The sequence below is a fragment of the Ochrobactrum teleogrylli genome (assembly GCF_006376685.1).
GTDB classification, from domain to species: Bacteria; Pseudomonadota; Alphaproteobacteria; order Rhizobiales; family Rhizobiaceae; genus Brucella; species Brucella teleogrylli.
This window is the reverse complement of sequence record NZ_VEWL01000017.1, coordinates 23,549-37,704: the sequence shown is the minus strand read 5'-3', so window position 1 is coordinate 37,704 and position 14,156 is coordinate 23,549. Positions and strand designations below refer to the sequence as shown.

The window sequence follows — 14,156 nt, the reverse complement described above, 5'->3', positions numbered from 1 at the left end:
AAAAAAAATCGCGCGATCCTATCGCGCGATTTTCTTGTTCAGGATCAGCATGTCGGCATAGTCGCCGTCGAGCTGTTCGTAATCCTCCCAGCCGATCTGCCGGTAGAGGTCAGGCTTGTTCGTATAAAGAAAGGCCTCGCCGTGACCAAGCTCTGCCGCGGCCTTCTCGATGGCCCGGACAAGGCTCTTGGCGATGCCCCGACCACGATAGGCGGGCGAAACGAAAACGCTCGCCACCCATGGCTTCAAATGGGGATGCGTCTCCAGATCATTGTCGATCAGCAGTGCAAATCCGGCCAGTTCTCCATCTGATAGCGCTGCGCGCGCGATCTGCCCATCGTTGGTTCGCACGAGATCGTGGAAGCCGGCGATGGTCTGTTCCAGCGTTCCGCCGTTGAATTCGCCCCATTCGCCAAAGTTCCATGTCGCGCAGGCAGCTATGAGGTCGGGGCGGTCGGCGAGGTCGATTATCTGAAGCATGATCTTACCAATGCGGAGGTTTGGTGACCGGCACGTCAGGCGCGGTCTGTTCTTCCAGTTCCAGAAAACGGTCGGTCAGAGCGCTGAGCTTCTTGGAAAGCTGGTCGATAAGCTTCCACTGCTCGGCCAGCACGGACGACAGTTCGTCGATGGTCTTTTCCTGTTCGGCGACGCGAATTTCGAGCTCGGTCAGGCGTTGGTCCGCAGTCATGGTCGGTTCCGTTTCGATAAGAATCTCAAGCGCGCATCCTATCAGAGAAACAGGTTACTGCGTGAGGATGAGCGCGCCATTTGCTACTTCATAATGGCGCAGGCGCTTGAGAAAACTCATGCCGAGCAGAATGCCGGACAGCGCTTCGTCGCGCAGCACGATTGCTTCGACATTTTCCACGCGAATGCGTCCGATTTCCACGCTGCTGAGCATAGCGCGCGCTGCCGGTGTTTCGCCATTGGCCGTTGAAACGCGATAGCGGAAATCGTCGGGCCGCAGCGAAAGCCCAATGCGTCGGGCGGTGCTGGCATTGATCGCAACCGAGCTTGCCCCTGTATCGATCATCCCGCGCAGGTTCTGGCCGTTGAAGCGGATATCGGTAATGAAATGCCCGCGACTGTCCGGCGCAATCTGCGCACGGCGTCCGCTATAGGCGGATGGGTTCTGTTGGGATGATGGGGAGGGTTTTGCCGTCGCGGATTGCTCGACCGTTGCCGACTGGAATTTCTCGAAGAGAACCGGAAAGGCCGTGGCCAGTCCCGCCAGCATCAGAACAATAAAGAAAATCCGCGCCATGCTCACCCCGTTCTGAAGGCAAAGTATCCGGCGCGGATTACTGTCTGGTTACGTTTTAGTCTATTTCGTGCCGTACATGCGGTCGCCCGCGTCGCCGAGGCCCGGAACGATATAGCCCTTTTCGTCGAGGCGCTCATCGATGGAAGCGGTGTAGACATCCACATCCGGATGCGCCTTGGTGAAGCGTTCGATGCCTTCGGGTGCGGCCAGCAGGCACAGGAAGCGGATATTGGTCGCGCCGCGTTCCTTCAGCTTGTCGATGGCGGCAATGGCCGAATTGGCGGTAGCGAGCATCGGATCGACCACGATAATGAGGCGATTGACGATATCTTCCGGCGCTTTGAAGTAATATTCGACCGGCTGCAGCGTGTCGTGATCGCGATAAAGGCCGATATGGGCGACGCGGGCTGCGGGCACCAGATCGAGCATACCTTCCAGAAGGCCATTGCCCGCGCGCAGGATCGAAGCGAAGACCAGCTTCTTGCCTTCGAGGATCGGCGCTTCCATCGGCATAAGCGGGGTCTCGATCTCCATGGTGGTGAGTTCGAGATCGCGCGTCACTTCGTAGCAAAGCAGAAGCGAGATTTCTTTCAGAAGCCGCCGGAAGCTGGCCGTGGAAGTCTCGCGCTTGCGCATGATGGTAAGCTTGTGCTGGACAAGCGGATGGCTGACGACTGTAACGCCCATGATCTTTCCACTTTTTCTTCTTATCGTTTTGAACTTTAGCGGCAGATTGCGCCGGAGAAAACGCGTGGCAAGCGCACACGCACAGTTTTATGTCTCTTTGGCCATTTTTCAACGCCAACGCAAGCTGCGATCACAAAAGGGGTAGTGGGAAAACGTCTGTGCTTGTATCGTCCGGCACAAGCTTTATATGCATAACCGAAATTGTTTTCGTCAGACTATTCAAAAAGCAGGATGAGCTATGAGCCAGCAAAACGGCAATGCGGACCGCGTGGGCGCGCAAGGTGGCATGGAACACTCGTTCGGCTTCAAGTCGGTGGACGAAAACGAAAAGCAAACCCTGGTCAATGACGTTTTCCACAAGGTCGCCAACAAATACGACGTGATGAACGATCTCATGTCGGCAGGCATGCACCGCGTCTGGAAAGATGCGATGATCGCCTGGCTGGCGCCGTCGAAGCGTCCGGGCTGGACCTCGCTCGACGTGGCTGGCGGCACCGGCGATATCGCCTTTCGCATTGTCGAGGCTTCGGGCCGTCAGGCGCATGTCACCATTCTCGACATCAATGGCTCGATGCTGGGTGTCGGTCGTGAGCGCGCGATCAAGAAGGGCCTTGCCGACAATCTCGAATTCGTTGAAGCCAATGCCGAGGAACTGCCTTTCGAGGATAACAGTTTCGATGCCTATACAATTGCCTTTGGCATTCGCAACGTACCCCATATCGACAAGGCGCTGTCAGAAGCCTATCGCGTGCTGAAGCCGGGCGGGCGTTTTCTGTGCCTCGAATTTTCCGAGGTCGAATTGCCGATCCTCGACAAGGTCTATGACCAGTGGTCGTTCCAGGCCATACCGCGCATCGGCAAGATGATTACCGGCGATGCGGATTCCTACAGCTATCTGGTCGAATCGATCCGCAAATTCCCCAAGCAGCAGGATTTCGCCGCCATGATCGAGACCGCCGGTTTCGAGCGCGTGAGCTATCGCAATTTCACCGGCGGTATTGCGGCGCTTCATTCGGGCTGGAAGCTGTGATCGTGCCTGTCATGAGTTTTGGGCGGGCATTATCGCATGAGTAATCTTTCCGCCGCTTTCCGGTTGGCGCGGGCCGGATGGATTTTGACACGCGAAGGCGTGATCAGTGCGCTGCCGGTCGAAGGATTGTCCGGTCTTCCGGCTTTCGGCCACAAGATTGCAGGCATGCTGGCGCGCCCGCGCGCGCGGCACATGCAGCGTTCCGAGCGCATGTCGCGGGCGATGAACAAGCTTGGCCCATCCTATGTGAAGCTTGGCCAGTTTCTGGCCACACGCCCGGATATTGTCGGGCGCGACGTGGCTGCCGATCTGGAGCTTTTGCAGGATCGTCTCGATTATTTTCCGCAAGCCGACGCGATTGCCGGTATCGAAGGTTCGCTTGGTCGCAAGATCGACGATCTTTACCTGCATTTCGACGCGCCGATAGCGGCGGCCTCGATGGCGCAGGTGCATCCTGCCGAAGTCATGAGAGACGGCAAGCCGAAGAAGGTTGCGGTCAAGGTTATCCGCCCCGGCGTTCGCCAGCGTTTCGCCCGCGATCTCGAAGGCTTTTACATGGTCGCGCGCATGCAGGAGCGCCATGTGCCCTTCACGCGCCGCCTGCGTCCGGTACAGGTGGTCGAGACATTGCAGCAGACCACCCGCATCGAGATGGATCTGCGACTGGAAGCGGCAGCGCTTTCCGAAATTGCCGAAAACATCAAGGGCGATGAAGGTTTCCGCGTTCCGCAGGTGGACTGGGAACGGACCGGTCGCGATGTGCTGACGCTCGAATGGATCGACGGCACCAAGATGTCGGATGTTTCGGCGCTGGCCGCTGCGGGCTTCGATCTGAAGAAGCTTGCCGAAACGCTGATCCAGTCTTTCCTGCGCCACACGCTGCGCGACGGCTTTTTCCATGCCGACATGCATCCCGGCAATCTGTTTGTCGATCCGCAGGGCATCATCGTCGCGGTCGATTTCGGCATCACCGGACGGCTCAACAAACAGCAGCGGCGCTTCCTGGCAGAAATTCTCTATGGCTTTATTACACGCGATTATATGCGCGTGGCGGAAGTGCATTTCGAAGCAGGCTACGTGCCGCATACGCACGACGTGGCGAGTTTTGCGCAGGCCATTCGCGCCATTGGCGAGCCGATCCACGGCCAGCCGGCGGAAACCATTTCGATGGCCAAGCTTTTGACGCTGCTGTTCGAAGTGACCGAGCTTTTCGACATGGAGACCCGGCCCGAGCTTCTGATGCTCCAGAAAACCATGGTTGTGGTTGAAGGTGTGTCGCGCACGCTCGATCCGCATTTCAACATGTGGAAAGCAGCCGAGCCGGTTGTCGGCGACTGGATTCGCAAGAATCTTGGGCCGCAGGGCATGTTGCTCGACGCGAAGGACAGCGCTTATTCCCTGCTGCATTTTACCCGCAAAACGCCGGAGCTGGTGGCGCGTGTGGAGCGCGTTTCGGTTGCGCTGGACGATATGGCCGCCAATGGCTTGCGCTTCGATGCAGCCACGGCGGAAGCCATCGGTCGCGCCGAAGCCAAGCATTCGCGTTGGGGCCGCATCGCGCAAATAGTGATTGCAATTGCGCTCGCTGCGATCGCGATCAAGCTCTATATTTGGCTATAAATACACTTTTAAAGTGACAAATCACCCATAAGATGATTTCATTGATTGCATTTGCAATAAGCCGGTGCAATCAAATGGCCAGTATCACTATTCGCAATCTCGACGATGCCGCCAAGGAAAAGCTGCGTGTGCGCGCCGCGCGCAATGGGCGTTCCATGGAAGAGGAAGCGCGGCTTCTTCTGACCGCGCTGGAAGAACCCGCGCAGGTTACGCCGCCTCAGTCCGGTGCGATCACAGGCGCGTCACTCACTGGCAAGCGCGTTCTGCTGATTATTGGTGGCGGTATTGCCGCTTATAAGACGCCCGACCTGATCCGCCGCTTGCGTGAGCGTGGTGCGCAGGTTCGCCCGTTGATGACGGCGGCAGCGCAGCAATTCGTGACACCACTGACCATCGGTGCCGTTTCCGCCGATCATGTCTTTACCGATCTGTTCGCCCGAGAGGATGAGCAGGATGTCGGGCATATAAGGCTCGCCCGCGATGCGGATCTGATCGTCGTCGCGCCGATGACTGCCGATCTGATGGCGAAGATGGCGAACGGTCTGGCTGACGATCTTGCCAGTGCAGTTCTGCTGGCGCGCAAGGTTCCGGTTCTGATTGCGCCTGCCATGAACCCGGCCATGTGGGACAATCCGGCGACCCGGCGCAATCGTCTGACACTGGAAAAAGACGGCGTGCATTTCATCGGCCCCGAGAAGGGCGAGATGGCCGAGAGCGGCGAGGCGGGAACGGGCCGTATGAGCGAGCCGCTCGCCATCGTCGCGGCAGTGGAAACGCTGCTCGCACCGCGTGCACGACCACTGGCTGGAAAATCCATCGTCATGACCTCCGGCCCGACGCATGAGCCGATTGATCCGGTGCGCTATATCGCCAACCGCTCGTCGGGCAAGCAGGGCCATGCCATCGCCGCCGCTTTGGCGCGGCTGGGTGCAACGGTGCAACTGGTGTCTGGTCCGGTCACCATTCCCGATCCCGAAGGCGTTAACGTCATTCATGTCGAGACGGCGCGTGAAATGCAGGCGGCTGTGGAGCGGCATCTGCCCGCCGACGCGGCGATCATGGTGGCTGCTGTCGCCGATTGGCGCACGGCCAATGAAGCCGGGCAGAAGATCAAGAAAAAGCCCGGCGAAAGCGCGCCGACACTGGCTATGGTCGAGAACCCCGACATTCTGGCCGGTGTCGGTCATAGCGAAAAGCGCCCGGGTCTCGTGGTCGGCTTTGCGGCGGAAACGCAGGACGTGGCAGACAATGCGCGCGCCAAGCTTGAGAAAAAGGGCGCGGACTGGATCGTCGCCAACGATGTATCCTATGGCTCGGATGGCAGCAGCGTCATGGGCGGCGACCATAACCGCGTACGAATTCTAAGCCGCTCCGGCATCGAGGACTGGCCGGAAATGAGCAAAAACGAGGTGGCCGAAAAGCTGGCGGAAAAGATTGCGCAACGCTTGTTGGAAAAGGAGCACTGACGCTTAGAAGAACTCGTCCAGTAAGCGGTAATAGGCGATCTTTGCTTCGTCGATGGCTTCTGCGCTATAAAGGTCGAGGAAAGGCTTCACCCATTCGTTGCCAAGATTATAGCGGATGCTCCAGCAGGCGAGTCCCAGATCCTGATGACGGTCTGCAAGGCCGAGCCTGCCGCAGTCGATAAAGCCGGTGAATGTGCCGTCGCTGGCCATGAAATTGGGCAGGCAGGCGTCGCCATGGGTGACCACAACATCTTCCTGCGACGGTTTCAGGCGGTGCAGTTCGGAGAACAGGTCTTCCGCGGTGCGGCCTTCACGCTCGGTATCGAAATCATCTTCATCGACCGCGCCCGCTTCAACGCGCTTGCGTGCATCTTTAATGCGATGTTCCAACCGGTGGTCGAATGGACAGGCGGCAGGGTCAACGCTGTGCAGCGCCTTCAAGGCTGTAGCGAGAATGGAGACGATGCGGTCAGGCGTAAGAGTGCCGACAGACGAAGCGAGATCCGATCCGGCAAGGCGCGTCATCAGGAGAAAATGGCGGTCGGCCATCCTCTCGTAAGCGACGACGCTGGGGCAGGGCAGCCCTTGGGCTGAAAGCCATTCAAGCCGGGCGCGCTCATCGGCCAGTTCGCTGACCGTGCTTGCCGGTTCGATTTTCAGAACAAGCGGTTCGTGCGCATCATGATCGAGCAGCAGGACATTGGCGCTCGAGCGGCCAAGCTCATCCTGCTGGCTGCTATAACCTGCAAGCCGATGCAGCAAGGCATCAGGCAAATCGAGAGCAGCCAGAACAGGATCGGTCATAGCAACTTACCGCATCATGCCTTGTCACGGACCTGATAGTCCTTGATGGTTGCGAAACGGATATCCTTCCAGCGCTCGGCCTCGTAATTGAGCGAGAAGCCGTTCTGCGCTAGGAAAACCGGATCATTGTCGAGGTCATGCGCGATATCGGCGCGATGCGAGGTGATGAAGCGCTGCAATTCAGCCGGGTCGTCGGCGGAAATCCACCGGCAGACCGAGAAGCGCGACATTTCAAACCCGACCGGCAGCGAATATTCCACTTTCAAACGTTCGGTCAGAACGTCGATCTGGAGCGCGCCGACGACACCGACAATCGCCGGAGAACCGTCATCGGGCACAAACAGCTGCACGACACCTTCCTCGGCCATCTGTTGCAGCGCTTCACGCAGCTTCTTGGCCTTCATCGCATCGTCGAGACGCACGCGGCGCAGAATTTCCGGCGCGAAGTTCGGTACGCCACGGAACAAGATATCCTCGCCCTCGGTCAGCGTATCCCCGATGCGCAGTGTGCCGTGGTTTGGTATGCCGACCACATCGCCGGCAAAGGCTTCGTCGGCGATCTGGCGCGAACGCGCGAAGAAGAATTGCGGTGCAGACAGGCTCATCTGTTTGCCAGTGCGCACGAGCTTGGCCTTCATGCCGCGTGACAGCTTGCCGGAGCAAACGCGCAGGAAGGCGATGCGGTCGCGGTGGTTCGGGTCCATATTGGCCTGAATCTTGAACACGAAGCCGGTCATCTTGTCTTCGGTGGAACCGACCATGCGCGTGTCGGCCTGCTGGTCGCGGGGCGCGGGGCCAAAATCGCAGAAGGCTTCGATCAGGTCGCGCACGCCGTAATTCTTCAGCGCCGAGCCGAAATAAACCGGCGTCATATGGCCTTCGCGGAAGGAAGCGAGATCGAACGGACGGCAAACGCCGCGCGCCAGTTCGATATTTTCCAGCCAGGCTTCGCGTTCGTTTTCAGGCAGCAGCGCTGCAGCCTCGCCCGGGCCGCTGACCTTGGTTGGCTGCTCTTCATTATCCTGACGACGCATCGTGTCGTTATGCAGGTCGAAAGTGCCTGCAAAGCTCTTGCCCGAGCCGATAGGCCAGGTGATCGGCGCCGTGTCGAGCGCCAGCTTTTCTTCGATCTCGTCCAGGATTTCGAGTGGATCGCGTGCTTCGCGGTCCATCTTGTTGACGAAGGTGACGATCGGAATATCGCGCATGCGGCAGACTTCGAACAGTTTCAGCGTGCGCGGCTCGATACCCTTGGCGGCGTCGATGACCATGACGGCGCTGTCGACGGCGGTCAGCGTGCGGTAGGTGTCGTCCGCGAAGTCTTCGTGGCCCGGCGTGTCGAGCAGGTTGAAGATGCAGTCCTTGTATTCGAACGTCATCACCGAGGTGACGACCGAAATGCCACGGTCGCGTTCGATGTTCATCCAGTCCGAACGGGTCTGGATGCGATCCTTCTTGGCCTTCACTTCACCGGCAAGCTGGATGGCGCCGCCAAACAGCAGCAGCTTTTCGGTCAGCGTGGTCTTACCGGCGTCCGGGTGCGCGATGATCGCGAATGTGCGGCGCTTGGAAACGGGATTGTCAGCAGGCATGAAGAAACTCGTGATGGCGAAATGTTGGGCCGCGCAAAGGCGCGCCGCGAAGATGTTGCGCTGCATCTAGCAGTCATTGGGCAAAATCTCAACAAGCGCCGTGCCGCTCATCGGGCCTGAAATGAAAAAGCGGCGCTGAACACGCCGCTTTAAGGAAAATGCTGCGCTTGATTAGCGGCTTTTGATGCCGAGGCCGAAGGCGATGTAGGTCCAGCCCTGGAAAATCAGATCGATGGCCAGGAAAAGGCCAAGGATGAACAGGCTGTTGACCGGCCATTGGATGGCGATGATGAGGCCGAGCAGCGCGGTTATGACACCACCGGCCACGATCCAGCCCCAGCCGGAGGCCGGTTTCGACTTGAAGCCCATCCAGACGCGGAAAAGGCCGGAGCCGAGAAGGGCGGCCGCCAGCAGGAATGTCAGCACGCCCGCCGCCAATATGGGATTGATGAAGGTGACGACACCCGCCGCAGCATAAAGCAGGCCGCTCAGGAGCCAGAAGAAAAACCGCCCCCACGTTTTCACGCCGAAAGCATGGATGATTTCGATCACACCAGCGATCAGCATCATCATGCCGACATAGTAGACCGAGACAACTGTGGCCAGCACCAGATTGCCGAAGGCGATGCCGCCCAGAATGAGAAGCGCCACGCCCAGCGCGACGAACCAGCCCCACTTGGACGTCAGCTCTGTCGGCAGCACGGGATTGTCGAAATCTTTGTTCGTCGTTGCCATCGAATAACCCTCTTGTCCCTCGAATTGTCGTGACCCAATTTTCGTAGCCCACGCAACAATATAAGGCAGATGGAGCTTTTGACCAGCTTTGGCTGCGTGAGGCCGCCGCGCCAGCCTTTTGCGCGCTTGAACCGACGACCGAGACCGGGAAAAACGGCGATATCTCTTTGTTTTTGCGCATAAACTAATTCGCTGCAGTTGCACTTTTTTGGCCCGTTGGGCTCTATCTCTTTGCCGTTACACCTGTTTTAATCTCTATCGGCTACATATTTCTGGAACTTGACGCGGGGGCGCTGCCGGTTTCCCGGTACTCAATTGTTGTTGGAAAAGTCTGTTCGATGTTCGATCTGATTTCCCATTACTGGCCGCATATTCTGGCTGTTCTGTCGATCGTGCTCGGCGCAATAGCCGCCATTCATGCGACCATGACCAAGGACGAGGTGCGCACTGCACTCGGCTGGGTCGGCGTGATCGTGCTGTCGCCCATCGTGGGGGCGGTGGTCTATGCCATTGCGGGCGTCAACCGGATCAGGCGCTCGACGCTCACCCAGCAGCGCGCGCTGGGGCATATTGCGCTTTATCACCTCTCGCATTTCGACACGACCAACGACCTCGTGCGCGCCGCATTCGGGCGGCAGTTCGGCGCGATGAAAATTCTGGGCGACGCCGTCAGCCTTTATGATTTCACCAGCGGCAATCGCATTGAAATGCTGGAAACCGGCGACGAAGCCTATGCGGCCATGCTGGAAGCCATCGGTAAGGCAGAGCGCAGCATCTTGCTGGAAACCTATATTTTTGACCGTGACGCCATTGGCATCCGGTTTGCCGAGGCGCTGGGCGAGGCCGTCAAGCGCGGCGTGGAAGTGCGGGTGCTGATCGATGCGGTTGGCGCACGTTATTCCATCCCGAGCATTGTCAGCCTGCTCAAGGAAAATGGCGTGACAGTGGATGTCTTCAACGGCAACATCATCATCGGCCTGCGCCTACCTTATGCCAATTTACGCACCCACCGCAAAATCCTCGTCGTGGACGGGCGATATGGCTTTACCGGCGGCATGAATATCCGTGCGGGTTTTGTGCGGGCGATTGCTGGCGATGCGGTGGCCATCGACACGCATTTTCGGCTGGAAGGACCGGCCATTGCCGACCTTTTTCACATCGCATCCGAGGACTGGCGATTTGCAACGGGTGAACTGCTGACCGGCGACGCCTGGCGCATTGCCCCGCCGGAAAATCCGCCCGGCACCGGCACGTTGGTGCGCGTGGTCGGCTCCGGTCCCGACAAGAATGTGGAAACCAACCACCGCATGATGATGGGCGCGTTCTCGATAGCCGAGCAGCACATCCTCATCATGTCGCCCTATCTGTTGCCCGACCGCGAACTGATCAGCGCGCTGGTCACGGCGGCGCGGCGGGGCGTGTCGGTGGATATCGTCGTGCCGGGGGTCAATAATCTCAAACTGGTGGACCGCGCCATGCGCGCCCAGTTCGACCAGCTTTTGAAGGATGGCTGCCGCATCTGGCGGGCGGGCGGCGCGTTCAACCATTCCAAGCTGATGACGATTGATGGCACATGGTCCTATGTCGGCTCGTCCAACATCGACCCGCGCTCATTGCGGCTCAACTTCGAGATCGATCTGGAAATTCTGGATCGCGATGTGGCGCGTCAGGTGGAAGAGCGGATCGGGAAGGTCATCGAGGAGAGCCGTCAGGTCAATCTGACACGTCTCAACAACCGCCCGTTTCTGGTGCGTCTCATCGACCGGATTATCTGGCTCGGTTCGCCTTATCTATGAGCCGGTCCTGCTTGCGGGTATCTCCGGATTGAGATTGTGCAGAAGATCTATTTATTTTCACGCATTTCCAGACGCAAAACCGTTTCACACTTTTGCTGGAAATGCTCTATCGCCGTCTTCAGGTCGAGATGCGCCTTGATCGGCAGATGGTCGGAGGCCATACGCGCCAGCGGCGTGTTGTGAACTTCCACCGAGGTCACGAGATTATGCGGCGCGCCCATCACGCGGTCGAGCGCGAAGACCGGGAAGCGTGACGGAAAACTCGGCACTGCCGTCGCCACATGGTTGAAGGTCGGCATCAGCGCGGCCAGCGAAGAGCGCTTGCCGATACGCCATTCATTCAGATCGCCGATCAACAGCGTCGGCAGCGTGTCGGCTTCCTGCAAGGCGGTGAGAATGCTTTCCGCTTGTTGCTCGCGGGAGCGTTTCAGGAGGCCCAGATGCGCGGCAATGACGCGCAGCGGACCGGCGGGAAATTCCAGATCGGCGACGAGCGCGCCGCGCGGCTCCACGCCGGGCAGTTTCAGCTGCTGCACATTGCGCACAATGCCTTCGCGGAACAAAAGCACATTGCCGTGCCAGCCATGCCCCTTCGGCATCGTTGCATTGATGGGGACAGGAATGAGGCCGTGGCGGCGCTCCAGAAGGCCGAGGTCGAGCAGACCGGACCGCTCACCGAAACGCTTGTCGGCTTCCTGCAACGCTATAACATCCGCGTCGATTTCGCTGATCACGTCGGCGGTGCGCTGCGGATTGAACTGTTTGTCGATGCCGATGCATTTGTGAACATTATAGGATGCAATGACAATATCACCGCCAGTGATATTGGCGTTGAGAGGCCTGAAGCCCGGCCTGTTGCGGATCGCCGTCAGGATCGACTTCGATATCCGGTTTGCTTCCTTTTTCTTCTGCACCCTTTTCACCCGTAAGGTCGCCAGTTCAAGATGAATATTTCAAATTTATACTCTTCTATATAGATAGTTTGCTATGCGATTTGAACAGAGCCGCCACGCACAATTGAGTGTTTGGGGCGAAAGTTCAGCGGGCAATGAAGCGAACCAGCCAGTCGGTCAGGCCGCGATAGGGCGGCTTGATGAGATCGCTCGGGGCGGGCGCATATTTGGTCAATATAGGCATGACCTTGGAAAAGGTCAGGAAGCCGTCATAACCGTGATACTGGCCCATGCCGCTGGCCCCCACGCCGCCGAAGGGCAGGCTGCTACAGGCAAAATGATAGAGCGTATCGTTGATGCAGACCCCGCCCGCGACCACATGGGCGAGGATGGTCTCGATCTCTGCGGTGTTCTCGCTGAAACAATAAAGCGCCAGTGGGCGGTCATGGCCCAGCACATAGGCAATGGCGTCATCGGTCGAGCGATAGCTGATGACAGGCAGCAGCGGTCCGAAAATCTCTTCCTCCATGATGGCGCTGGTCACTTGCGGCTCAAGAATGAGCGTCGGCGTCATCAGGCGCGTTTCGGTGGAGGGCGCGAGCAGCTCGACGATGCCTTCGCTCTTGTCCTTCGCATCGGCCAGCAGGCCGGATAACCGCTGCAACTGCGCATCGTTGATGATGGTGGAGCGGTCCTGACCGGCGGATGCGCCGCCATAGCGGGCCTGCATTTCGGCTTTGAGCAAGGCAATGAATTCATCGCGCTTGCTGTGGTGGATCAGCACATAATCCGGCGCGATACAGGTTTGCCCGGCATTGAAAAACTTGCCGTTTGCGATGGCGCGCGCCGCCCGCACCAGATTGGCGTTTTCGCTGATGATGGCGGGAGATTTGCCGCCAAGTTCCAGCGTTACCGGCGTCAGATTGGCAGCTGCCGCTGCCATGATCTTGCGCCCCACGGCGGTGGAGCCGGTGAAGAACAGATGGTCGAAAGGCAGGCTGGCAAAGCGGGCGGAAAGCGCTGCATCGCCTTGCACCACGGCAACGCGATTGTCCGGAAAGACCGTGCTGATGAGCTTTTGCAGGAAGGCTGCCGTCTGTGGCGTGTGTTCAGATGGTTTGAGCAGGACATGGTTGCCTGCCGCAATGGCCGCCACCAGCGGCGCGAGCGCCAGATTGACCGGATAGTTCCACGGCGCGATGACGCCCACAACACCCAGCGGCACGAAGCGGACTTCGGCTTTCGCGGGCCATAATTTCCAGCCCGCCTTGCGGCGCTTTGGCTTCATCCAGCGCTTGAGATGGTGCAGCGCGTCATCGATTTCGGCAAAGACCACGCTGGCTTCGCCAAGCAGGGTTTCATGGGCAGAGCGCTTTCCGAAATCGGCGCTGATCGCCTTCGCCATATCGTCGAGCTGTGCGGCCAGGCCAGCACGCAGGCGCTTGAGGTCATCGATGCGTTGCTCATAGGGCGGGCGATGATCCAGCCATGCCTGACGCAGACGTGCGAAAACCGCGTCGAGATCATCGCTCATGGGTGAAATCCTCGGTCGAGCGGGCGAACAGGAATTGCGCCACATAATAGGTGGCGAGCACCCATAGCCCGCTCAGCGGAATATCGAAGCGGAACCGGTCATAGGCGAGAAGCGTGTCGCTGACCATGAAGAACAAGCCACCCCATGCCGCGAGCCAGGCGGCGTAATGTTGTGGTGTTTCTGGTTCGGTGCCGCTTGCGCGGCTGAAAGCCTGCGCGGCCATCAGACCCAAGGCGGCGGCATAGATGATGACGGGGATTTTCATGGCCCCCGGCAGGGCCGTCCAAAGACCGGTGATCAGCGCAACTGCCGCAAACGCGAAGACGACGAAGGCGCCCTTGTTCTGCGCAAAGCGGCTATGGCGCGACAGGGCGTAAATATAGGCGCAATGGGTGATGAGAAAGCAGATCAGCCCGGCCATGAAATAATCACCCGGCAGCATCAGGAAAAAATCGCCAAGCGCTGCGAAGGCAAGGCCGAAAGCCACGGCAAGGCCATGGGATTTCGAGCGCGGCTTGGCGGAACAGAGCACCGCCGCCAGCAGAAGCAGCGTTGCGGTCGGCTTGGTGAGATAATGCAGCCAGCGCCAGAACGAAGTTTCGCCAGGATAGCTCAGCAGACTGCCTGCGATGGCGCAGACCGCGCAAAACAGGAAAAGACCATAGAGCGTCCGATTCCGCCCGAATTCCAGCAGGCCTTTATGCCGCATCTCAACTCCCCCGTTTATGATGC

At 58.8% G+C, this 14,156-nt stretch carries 14 protein-coding genes; 4 read left to right on the top strand and 10 right to left on the bottom strand.

The features are described 5' to 3' along the window. Positions 1 to 18: 18 nt before the first annotated feature. From FIC94_RS20040 to upp, 4 genes are read right to left on the bottom strand one after another with little or no spacing between them, the layout of a single operon-like run. Entirely contained in the window at positions 19 to 480 is a 462-nt protein-coding gene (locus FIC94_RS20040) for a GNAT family N-acetyltransferase (RefSeq protein WP_140026169.1), read from the bottom strand. 4 nt (positions 481 to 484) lie between these two features. After that, positions 485 to 691 (bottom strand): SlyX family protein, encoded by a 207-nt coding sequence (locus FIC94_RS20035; protein WP_109369679.1) that lies wholly within the window; start codon positions 689 to 691, stop codon positions 485 to 487. A gap of 54 nt (positions 692 to 745) precedes the next feature. Further along, the gene (locus tag FIC94_RS20030; protein ID WP_140026168.1) at positions 746 to 1,267 is read right to left on the bottom strand and encodes a retropepsin-like aspartic protease family protein; all 522 of its coding nucleotides are present in this window, start codon (positions 1,265 to 1,267) and stop codon (positions 746 to 748) included. A 60-nt stretch (positions 1,268 to 1,327) separates the two neighbouring features. Beyond that, positions 1,328 to 1,954, bottom strand: coding sequence for a uracil phosphoribosyltransferase (gene upp / locus FIC94_RS20025; protein ID WP_109369677.1), 627 nt, complete (start codon positions 1,952 to 1,954; stop codon positions 1,328 to 1,330). 238 nt (positions 1,955 to 2,192) lie between these two features. On the opposite strand from upp, the gene ubiE reads away from it, so the two are divergent. From ubiE to coaBC, 3 genes are all read left to right on the top strand, one after another. Further along, on the top strand, positions 2,193 to 2,984 hold the full coding sequence (gene ubiE, locus FIC94_RS20020) for a bifunctional demethylmenaquinone methyltransferase/2-methoxy-6-polyprenyl-1,4-benzoquinol methylase UbiE (protein WP_140026167.1): 792 nt from the start codon (positions 2,193 to 2,195) through the stop codon (positions 2,982 to 2,984). A gap of 36 nt (positions 2,985 to 3,020) precedes the next feature. Next, positions 3,021 to 4,604, top strand: coding sequence for a 2-polyprenylphenol 6-hydroxylase (ubiB, locus tag FIC94_RS20015; protein ID WP_140026166.1), 1,584 nt, complete (start codon positions 3,021 to 3,023; stop codon positions 4,602 to 4,604). Positions 4,605 to 4,678: 74 nt separating this feature from the next. Next, positions 4,679 to 6,070 (top strand): bifunctional phosphopantothenoylcysteine decarboxylase/phosphopantothenate--cysteine ligase CoaBC, encoded by a 1,392-nt coding sequence (coaBC, locus tag FIC94_RS20010; protein WP_235892074.1) that lies wholly within the window; start codon positions 4,679 to 4,681, stop codon positions 6,068 to 6,070. Between the two features lie 3 nt (positions 6,071 to 6,073). Here coaBC and FIC94_RS20005 read toward each other — a convergent pair whose 3' ends face one another. From FIC94_RS20005 to FIC94_RS19995, 3 genes are all read right to left on the bottom strand, one after another. Further along, positions 6,074 to 6,874: an APH(3')-II family aminoglycoside O-phosphotransferase gene (locus tag FIC94_RS20005; RefSeq protein WP_140026165.1), complete on the bottom strand. Its 801-nt coding sequence runs from the start codon at positions 6,872 to 6,874 to the stop codon at positions 6,074 to 6,076. A gap of 14 nt (positions 6,875 to 6,888) precedes the next feature. After that, positions 6,889 to 8,466, bottom strand: a complete 1,578-nt coding sequence (locus FIC94_RS20000; RefSeq protein ID WP_140026189.1) for a peptide chain release factor 3 — start codon at positions 8,464 to 8,466, stop codon at positions 6,889 to 6,891. Positions 8,467 to 8,637: 171 nt separating this feature from the next. After that, entirely contained in the window at positions 8,638 to 9,201 is a 564-nt protein-coding gene (locus tag FIC94_RS19995; protein ID WP_140026164.1) for an HdeD family acid-resistance protein, read from the bottom strand. A 338-nt stretch (positions 9,202 to 9,539) separates the two neighbouring features. Here FIC94_RS19995 and cls point away from each other — a divergent pair, with 338 nt between their 5' ends. Then, positions 9,540 to 10,997 (top strand): cardiolipin synthase, encoded by a 1,458-nt coding sequence (gene cls / locus FIC94_RS19990; RefSeq protein ID WP_109369672.1) that lies wholly within the window; start codon positions 9,540 to 9,542, stop codon positions 10,995 to 10,997. Positions 10,998 to 11,044: 47 nt separating this feature from the next. Here the strand turns inward: cls and FIC94_RS19985 are convergent, their stop codons facing one another. From FIC94_RS19985 to FIC94_RS19975, 3 genes are all read right to left on the bottom strand, one after another. Then, positions 11,045 to 11,911 carry an endonuclease/exonuclease/phosphatase family protein gene (locus tag FIC94_RS19985; RefSeq protein ID WP_140026163.1) on the bottom strand — a complete coding sequence of 289 codons (867 nt, stop codon included), beginning with the start codon at positions 11,909 to 11,911 and terminating at the stop codon, positions 11,045 to 11,047. Between the two features lie 124 nt (positions 11,912 to 12,035). After that, positions 12,036 to 13,424, bottom strand: a complete 1,389-nt coding sequence (locus FIC94_RS19980; protein WP_235892073.1) for a coniferyl aldehyde dehydrogenase — start codon at positions 13,422 to 13,424, stop codon at positions 12,036 to 12,038. Further along, positions 13,414 to 14,133, bottom strand: a complete 720-nt coding sequence (locus tag FIC94_RS19975) for a lysoplasmalogenase (RefSeq protein ID WP_140026161.1) — start codon at positions 14,131 to 14,133, stop codon at positions 13,414 to 13,416. Before FIC94_RS19975 ends, FIC94_RS19980 begins: the two co-directional genes overlap by 11 nt. Between the last annotated feature and the right edge of the window lie 23 nt (positions 14,134 to 14,156).